The sequence below is a fragment of the Variovorax boronicumulans NBRC 103145 genome, from assembly GCF_001591345.1.
GTDB classification, from domain to species: domain Bacteria; phylum Pseudomonadota; class Gammaproteobacteria; order Burkholderiales; family Burkholderiaceae_C; genus Variovorax; species Variovorax boronicumulans.
The window spans coordinates 1-6,977 of the sequence record NZ_BCUS01000197.1 but is presented as its reverse complement, the minus strand read 5'-3'; the positions used below and the strand labels follow the sequence as shown (position 1 = coordinate 6,977).

Genomic DNA, 6,977 nt, shown 5'->3' with positions numbered 1-6,977 from the left:
GCGCTGTCGGTGCTGGTGATTGCCGCCAGCGGTTTCTGGCCCGGCCTCGCGGGGCAGGCCGTGGGCGTGGCGCTGGGCCTGGCCATCGGCTTCGCCGCCACCCGCATCGACCGCCGCGCCGGCGCCGTGCGCCTGCTGCCGACCGGCGCCTATGCGCTTGGCACGCCGCTGGGCGCGATCTACGCGAGCGTCGCGCTGCTGCTGATCGGCACCACCACCGAAATCTTCGTGCCCTACTTTTTGCAGCTGCTGCACGGCCACTCGCCGCTCGCGGCGGGCTACCTCACGGCGGCGATGGCGGGCGGCTGGAGCATCGGCTCGCTGACCTCGTCGGGCCGCACTGGCGCAGGCGCCGACCGCATGCTGCGCGCCGGGCCGGTGGTCTGCACGGCAGGTCTGCTGGCGCTCGCGTGGCTGCTGCCGACGCCGGGTGCGCTTGACGCCAATGTCGAGACCTCGCTCGTGGCCGTGGCGCTGGCCGCGGTCGGCTTCGGCGTGGGCATCGGCTGGCCGCACCTGCTGACGCGCGTGATGGCGCTGGCGCCGCGCGGCGAAGAGGGACTGGCCTCCGCCTCGATCACGACCGTGCAGCTGTACGGCATGGCCGTCGGTGCGGCCGTCGCCGGGCTGGTGGCGAACGCGGCGGGGCTCACGGTGCCGGGCGGCGTCGACGGTGCGCGATCGGCCGCGATCTGGCTGTTCACGGTCTTCGCGCTGGCACCCGCCGTCGCTGCCTGGCTGGCGTGGCGCGCGGTGGCGCGGCGCTAGGTCAGTACGCCTTCCCAGGCCAGCGCGCGCCGGCGTCCACGTTCGCGGCGCGTTTCGCCGCGCAAGGTGGCGACGAGGTCATACACATCGGCCGGCAGGTGCGCGCCGCGCCACGCGATGTGCTGGTCGGCGCGGCACATCACGAGGCGGTGCGCATAGGCCTTGGGCAGGCTCGCGGTCTCGATGTCGAGCACCGTGAGCGGCATGCGGTAGGCGGCGGCCGCGCGCTCCAGCGGCCGAACGTCCACGCTGCGGTCGAAGCGCAGCAGCGTGTAGCCCGGGCCGAAGGCGTCGTACAGCGAGCGCCCGTCGGCCAGCCAGAAGTGCGGCGCGCGGCAGCCGGGCACGGTGGAGGGCGTGAACTCGCCCATCGAGTACGGCGGCGCGCGGTGCTCGCCGTCGGGCACGATGATCGGCGAGCCGGTGTAGAAGTAGCCGAAGTTGAGCCCGCCGCAGCAGAACTGCTGCACGTTGAGTGCATAGGCCTCGCGGCCGATCTCGGCGCGCTGCGCGTCGCCCGCCGGGCCGGGCGCCTCGATGTCGGGCGGCACGGCGCGGCGCGCGCGGATCATCTTCTGCGCATGGTCCATCGCGAACTGCGACACCTGCTCGGTGATTGGTAGCCGCTCGGCCTCGTAGGCGTCGAGGATGGCCTCGTCGGCCCAGCCCTGCACGCAGGCGCCCAGCAGCCACGAGAGGTTGAGCGCGTCGGCGATGCCGGCGTTCATGCCGTAGCCCGCGTAGGGCACCCACAGGTGCGCGGCGTCGCCCGCGAGGAACACGCGGCCGTCACGGAAGCGCGTGGCCACGAGACGCCGGCCGATCCAGTCTTCCTTGCTGATGATGTCGTAGTGGAAGTCGGACCCCACGCCCAGGATCTCGCGGATCGAGGTGTCGCGGTCGACCGAGTCGAACTCGGGCTCTTCGGCGTTCAGGTGGTTGTGCACCAGCCAGGTCTCGTGGCCGTCGATGGCGAACATCGTGCCGCAGCGGCGCGGGTTCATCGCGTAGTACGACCACGCGGGCTTGCCCGGAATCATGTCGCGCAGCTGCGGCGCGCGGATGAAGGTCGACTGCACGCGCTGGATGACGGCCGTGCCTTCGAGCTTCGCGCCGATCTGCTTGCGCACCGGCGAGCTGCCGCCGTCGCAGCCGACCATGTAGCGGCAGCGGATGCTGCGCGTGGCGCCGCTGTCCATGTCGGTGGCGATGGCGCTCACGCCGTCGGCGTCCTGCGTGAAGCGCTCGAAGCGCGTGCGGTTGAGCAGCGACACGCCCGGCAGCGCGGCCGTGTGCTTCAGCAGAATCGGTTCGAGGTAGATCTGGTTGATGCGGTGCGGCGGCTCCGGCGTGGGCCACCACGCGTCGGGGCCTTCGGTCTCGGTGTAGCGGTCGCGCCGGCACGGAATGGGAATGCGCGTGAGCTCGGTGCCCGTCACCGTCGTGCGGAACACCACGTCGTTCGGGTGGTCGGCCGGCAGCCCGGCATCGCGCAGCTGCTGCGCCACGCCCAGGCGGCGGAACTGCTCCATGGTGCGCGAGGCCACGTGGTTGCACTTCACGTTCGGCGGCTCGGCGAAGCGGCGCGTCTCGCACAGGATCACCGAGACGCCGCGCGAGGCCAGGTCCATCGCGAGCGTGAGGCCCACGGGGCCGGCGCCGACGATCAGCACGTCGGCTTGCATCGAGGTGTCGGCGGTCTTCGTCATGTCTCTCTGTTGGCTGTCGTTCAATCGAGCTTGATGTGGGCGTCCTGGATCACCTGGGCCCACTTCTTCGTCTCGGCGCGGATGTAGCTGTCGAAGGATTCGACCGAGCCCGGCGCCGGCTCCACGCCGAGCGCGCGCATCGCGGTCTTCACCTGCTCGTCGCCGAGCGCCGCGTTGAGCTCGGCATTGAGCCGAGCCACCACCGGCGCGGGCGTGCCGGCCGGCGCGACCACGCCGAACCAGCCGGTCGAGTCGTAGCCCGGCAGGCCGGCCTCGGCCACCGTCGGCACCTCGGGCAGCATCGGCAGGCGCTGCGGGCTGGTCACGGCGAAGGCGATCAGCTTGCCGGCGCGGATCTGCTGCAGCGACGAGGGCAGGTCGACCACCGCCAGCGGAATCTGCCCGCCCAGCACGTCGAGCGCCGCCGGGCCGGAGCCGCGGTAGGGCACCTCGACCAGCCGCGTGCCCGCCATCTGGTTGAACAGCGCCGCCGACAGGTGCATGGCCGTGCCATTGCCGCCGTGGCCGATCGACAGCGTGCCCGGCTTCGCCTTGGCCAGCGCAATGAGTTCGCGTTGCGTCTTCGCAGCCACCGAGGGGTGGCCGACCAGCACGAAGGGAATGGCCGCCAGCATGCCCACGGGCTTGAGGTCTTTCTGCGGATCGAAGGGCATCTGCGGGTACAGGCTCACGTTGGCCGCCAGCGCGCCCGCCGCGCCCACGCCCAGCGTGTAGCCGTCGCCCGGCGCCTTGGCCACCAGCGTCAGCCCCACGTTGCCGCCCGCGCCGGGACGGTTGTCGACCACCACCTGCTGGCCCAGCTTCTCGTTCAGGCGCGGCACCAGCATGCGCACCACGCCGTCGGCGCTGCCGCCGGGCGGAAAGGTCACGACCATGCGGATCGGCTTGGTGGGGAAATCGCCCGCCGGGGCCTGCGCCAGGGCGGTGCCGGCCACCAGCGCGCCGGCCACGGCCCACAGCAGGTGCCTGCGTCGCCCACGAAATGCGTGCATGCCGCGGGCGATGGGTGCTGTCATTCGGGCCTCTCCTTGAATTCGGTGCTTTGATCGGAGATTGAACGATGGCAGCATTCATTCGTAAATCAAGAAATTCCGAATGATTTTTCAAATTTTCTGATGAATACGAACTTCAGTCCTACGATCCGCCAGCTGCGTGCATTCCTCGCGGTCTACCAGCTGCGCAAGCTGGGCGCCGCGGCCACGCGGCTGTTCGTCACGCAGTCGGCCGTGAGCATGCTGATCCGCCAGCTGGAAGAGGGCCTGGGCACGCGCCTGTTCGACCGCACCACGCGCGCGCTCAAGCCCACGGCCGCAGCCGAACAGATGATTTCCACCGTCGAGCGCGTGCTGCGCGACGTCGATTCGCTCTCGGCCGATTTCCGCGAACTCGCCACGCTGGAACGCGGTCGCGTGACGCTGGCCATCACGCCCACGCTGGCCGGGTTTTTATTGCCCGATGCGCTGCGCGCCTTCGGCGAGCAGCACCCGAAAGTTCGCGTGCTGGTGAACGACTGCGCGCCCGACCAGTTCCTGTCGCGCATCCTCGGCGAGCACGTCGACTTCGGCATCGGCACGCCCGAGCGGCCTGGCCCCGAGGTCGAGGTGCAGCGCCTCCTGCGCGACCACCTCGCCGTGGTGTGCCGCACCGACCACCCGCTGGCCAAGGCACGCGTGGTGCGCTGGTCGGACCTGGGCCGCCACCCCGTCATCACCGTGCGCCCCGGCTACGGCGTGCGCCCGCTGATCGACGGCACGGCGGCGGAGGCCGGCGTGACGCTCGACGTGGTGAACGAGGTGTCCTTCCTGTCCACCGCGCTGTGGATGACGGCGGCCGGCATGGGCGCGTCGATCATGCCGTCGGCCTTCGCGCGCGCCGAGAAGAACCCGGTGCTCGTGGTGAAGGTGCTCAGCGCCCCGCGCGTGGTGCGCGACATCTCCATCGTCACCAAGCGCGGCCATTCGCTGTCGGCGGCGGCGCGGGCGTTCATCGAGGCGCTGAAGCAGAGCCTGCAGTAGCCGTGGGGGCGGGCCGGTCGTATGCTGGCCGGTCTTTTTTCTTTGCGCGAAAGCAGGTGCCCCATGACAACAACCACACGGTCCCGTTTCTCTTCCGCATGGCTGGTCCTGGCATTCGGCCTGATGCTGTCGATGCTGCTCGTGGCCTGCGGCAACAAGGAGGCTGAACAGCGCACCGCCTTCATCGCCTACCTGCAGACCCGCGTGCTCGACAAGCCCGGCTTGCGCGTGCCCACGCCCACCGCCGAAGAAAAGGCATCGTTCGGCGACTACGCGCAGCACTACGCGGTGATCACCGATTTCAACGAAGGCATGAACAAGTCGGTGAGCCAGCCGATGACGCAGGTCATGAACAAGGGCGCGCTGCGCTCGTTCGTCGATCTGCCGGCACGCCGTGACGATCTCAAGGCCGCCAAGGAGGGCCTGGGCGGCCTTCGCACTGCGCTCGATCAGCAGTTGGCCAAGGCCGATGCGGCACGCGCGCAACTCAAGCAGCCCGACGACCTGAAGCAGGTCTATGCCAAGGCCTACGAGAAGACCGTGACCACGCCCGCCACCACGTTCAAGGAGGTGTTCCCTCCGGTCGACGCCGTGATCGACAGTGCGTTGGCCATCGCCGATTTCATGGAGAAGAACAAGTCGAAGCTTCGGGTTTCCGGCGGCACGCTCACCGTGACCGACCCGGCCGTGGGGGACGAACTCAACAAGATGGCGCAGCAAATGGGCAAGCAGTCGGCGGCGATCAACACCGCGCAGGACAAGATGCGCGCGGTGATGCGCGGCTCTTGATCAGACGAAGTGGTCGAACGAGCCGAAGCGCTGTGACACCGGCGCGCCGCTCGCATCGACGATGCGCAGCCCCGCATCCGTTTCGATGCGGCCGATGCGCGTCACGCGCGTGGCGCTCGCTTGCCCGGCCTGCGCGACCGCCGCGCGTGCCGAGGCCGGCGCGGTGAACACCAGCTCGTAGTCGTCGCCGCCCGAGAGCGCGCAGGTGCGCAGCGCCTCGGTGGGCAGGCCGGCCGTGTCGACCGCGATCAGCGCCGTGGTGGCATCGGCGTCGAGCGTGGCGCCCACGCCGCTGGCCGCGAGGATGTGGCCCAGGTCGCCGATCAGGCCGTCGCTCACGTCCACCGCCGAGGTGGCGATGCCGCGCAGCGCCTGGCCCAGCGCCACGCGCGGCGTGGGCTGTTCCATGCGCGCGCGGGCCTGTGCGAAGGCGTCGGCGGGCAGGCTCAGCGTGCCGCGGAACACCTCGAGCGCCAGCCGCGCATCGCCGAGCGATCCGCTCACCCACAGGTCGTCGCCCGCGCGCGCGCCCGAGCGCAGCAGCGCGGCGCCGGCCGGCACCTCGCCGAACACGGTGATGCAGATGTTGAGCGGGCCGCGCGTGGTGTCGCCACCCACCAGGTCGCAGCCGTGGGCGTCGGCCAGCGCGAACAGGCCGCGCGAGAAACCTTCGAGCCAGGGCTCGTCCACGCCGGGCAGCGCCAGCGCCAGCGTGAAGGCCAGCGGCTTCGCGCCGCAGGCGGCCAGGTCGCTGAGGTTCACGGCCAGCGCCTTGTGGCCGAGCCGGGCCGGCTCCACGGTCGAGAGAAAGTGCCGCCCCTCCACCAGCATGTCGGAGGACACGGCGAGCTGCATGCCCGCGGCCGGCGCGAGCAAGGCGCAGTCGTCGCCCACGCCCAGCGGCGAGCGCGTGGCGGGACGTTTGAAATAGCGTGTGATCAGGTCGAATTCACCCATGGGTGCGAGAGCATAACGACCTGGCGCGGGGCCGCCCGCCGCGGCGCCCGCGGGAAATGGGGGCTGACACTGGAAGCATTTTGTAATACCGTCATGCAAGCGGATACACCGAAAGTCCAAACAGGAGGAGGCCGCCATGACAGCCATCGTGCAGGGAGGCGTGTCCGCCGACGCAGACACCGACCGGATCGTTGCCTTGCTGTACGACGGGATCACCTGTCCCGGCGACTGGTACGACGCGCTCGATGCCATGCGCGAGGTGCTCGGCGCCGCCTGCTTCCACACGCTCACGGTGCGCCGCGCCGACTGCTCGGTGGTGGGCGCGGGGCTCGCCAACCTGGAGAGCCCGCCCGACAAGGTGCGCGAGTACGAGCAGCACCTGGCGCGCGACGACATCCGCATGCAGATGCCGGTGAACGCCCCGCTGGGCACGCCGGTGGCCGACCACGCCTACTTCGGCGCGCGCACGCTCTCGCACAGCCCGATCTATGTCGACTGGCTCGCGCCGCTCGGCCTGTGCCATACGCTCGCCATGGGGCTGCGCGCCGACGACGACACGCGCGAAGTGCTCGGCTTCATCCGCCCCCGGGCCGAGGCGCCTTACGGTCCCGAGAGCGAGGCCTTCTGCCGGCGCCTGTCGCCGCACCTGGTGCGCGCCAGCGAGCTGCGCGCCCGCATGGCGCAGCTGGGCGAGCACGCGGCGACCGGGCTGTCGGCG

General features: G+C 70.7%; 6 protein-coding genes and 1 pseudogene. 4 read left to right on the top strand and 3 right to left on the bottom strand.

The features are described 5' to 3' along the window. On the top strand, window positions 1–768 hold a 768-nt coding region (locus tag VBO01S_RS32885; protein WP_502688678.1), incomplete at its 5' end, for an MFS transporter. Here the strand turns inward: VBO01S_RS32885 and VBO01S_RS30255 are convergent. Further along, on the bottom strand, window positions 765–2,477 hold the full coding sequence (locus VBO01S_RS30255; protein WP_062482614.1) for an FAD-dependent oxidoreductase: 1,713 nt from the start codon (window positions 2,475–2,477) through the stop codon (window positions 765–767). The two genes, VBO01S_RS32885 and VBO01S_RS30255, sit on opposite strands and share 4 nt — an antisense overlap. A gap of 20 nt (window positions 2,478–2,497) precedes the next feature. Continuing rightward, window positions 2,498–3,514: a Bug family tripartite tricarboxylate transporter substrate binding protein gene (locus VBO01S_RS30250; protein ID WP_062482612.1), complete on the bottom strand. Its 1,017-nt coding sequence runs from the start codon at window positions 3,512–3,514 to the stop codon at window positions 2,498–2,500. Window positions 3,515–3,613: 99 nt separating this feature from the next. Here VBO01S_RS30250 and VBO01S_RS30245 point away from each other — a divergent pair, with 99 nt between their 5' ends. Further along, window positions 3,614–4,513, top strand: a complete 900-nt coding sequence (locus VBO01S_RS30245) for a LysR family transcriptional regulator (protein WP_062482610.1) — start codon at window positions 3,614–3,616, stop codon at window positions 4,511–4,513. Between the two features lie 63 nt (window positions 4,514–4,576). Continuing rightward, window positions 4,577–5,302 carry a DUF3053 domain-containing protein gene (locus tag VBO01S_RS30240; protein WP_082818346.1) on the top strand — a complete coding sequence of 242 codons (726 nt, stop codon included), beginning with the start codon at window positions 4,577–4,579 and terminating at the stop codon, window positions 5,300–5,302. On the opposite strand, the gene thiL is transcribed toward VBO01S_RS30240, so the two are convergent. Then, window positions 5,303–6,259, bottom strand: a complete 957-nt coding sequence (gene thiL, locus VBO01S_RS30235; RefSeq protein ID WP_062482604.1) for a thiamine-phosphate kinase — start codon at window positions 6,257–6,259, stop codon at window positions 5,303–5,305. A 136-nt stretch (window positions 6,260–6,395) separates the two neighbouring features. On the opposite strand from thiL, the pseudogene VBO01S_RS30230 reads away from it, so the two are divergent. Continuing rightward, a pseudogene (locus VBO01S_RS30230) lies at window positions 6,396–6,977 on the top strand (helix-turn-helix transcriptional regulator); the annotation flags it as partial.

Bases quoted from the DNA above. Each gene is read 5' to 3' on its own strand.
- VBO01S_RS30255 (WP_062482614.1), bottom strand. From the start codon at position 2,477: ATGACGAAGACCGCCGACACCTCGATGCAAGCCGACGTGCTGATCGTC.
- VBO01S_RS30245 (WP_062482610.1), top strand. From the start codon at position 3,614: ATGAATACGAACTTCAGTCCTACGATCCGCCAGCTGCGTGCATTCCTC.
- thiL (WP_062482604.1), bottom strand. From the start codon at position 6,259: ATGGGTGAATTCGACCTGATCACACGCTATTTCAAACGTCCCGCCACG.
- VBO01S_RS30240 (WP_082818346.1), top strand. From the start codon at position 4,577: ATGACAACAACCACACGGTCCCGTTTCTCTTCCGCATGGCTGGTCCTG.
- VBO01S_RS30250 (WP_062482612.1), bottom strand. From the start codon at position 3,514: ATGACAGCACCCATCGCCCGCGGCATGCACGCATTTCGTGGGCGACGC.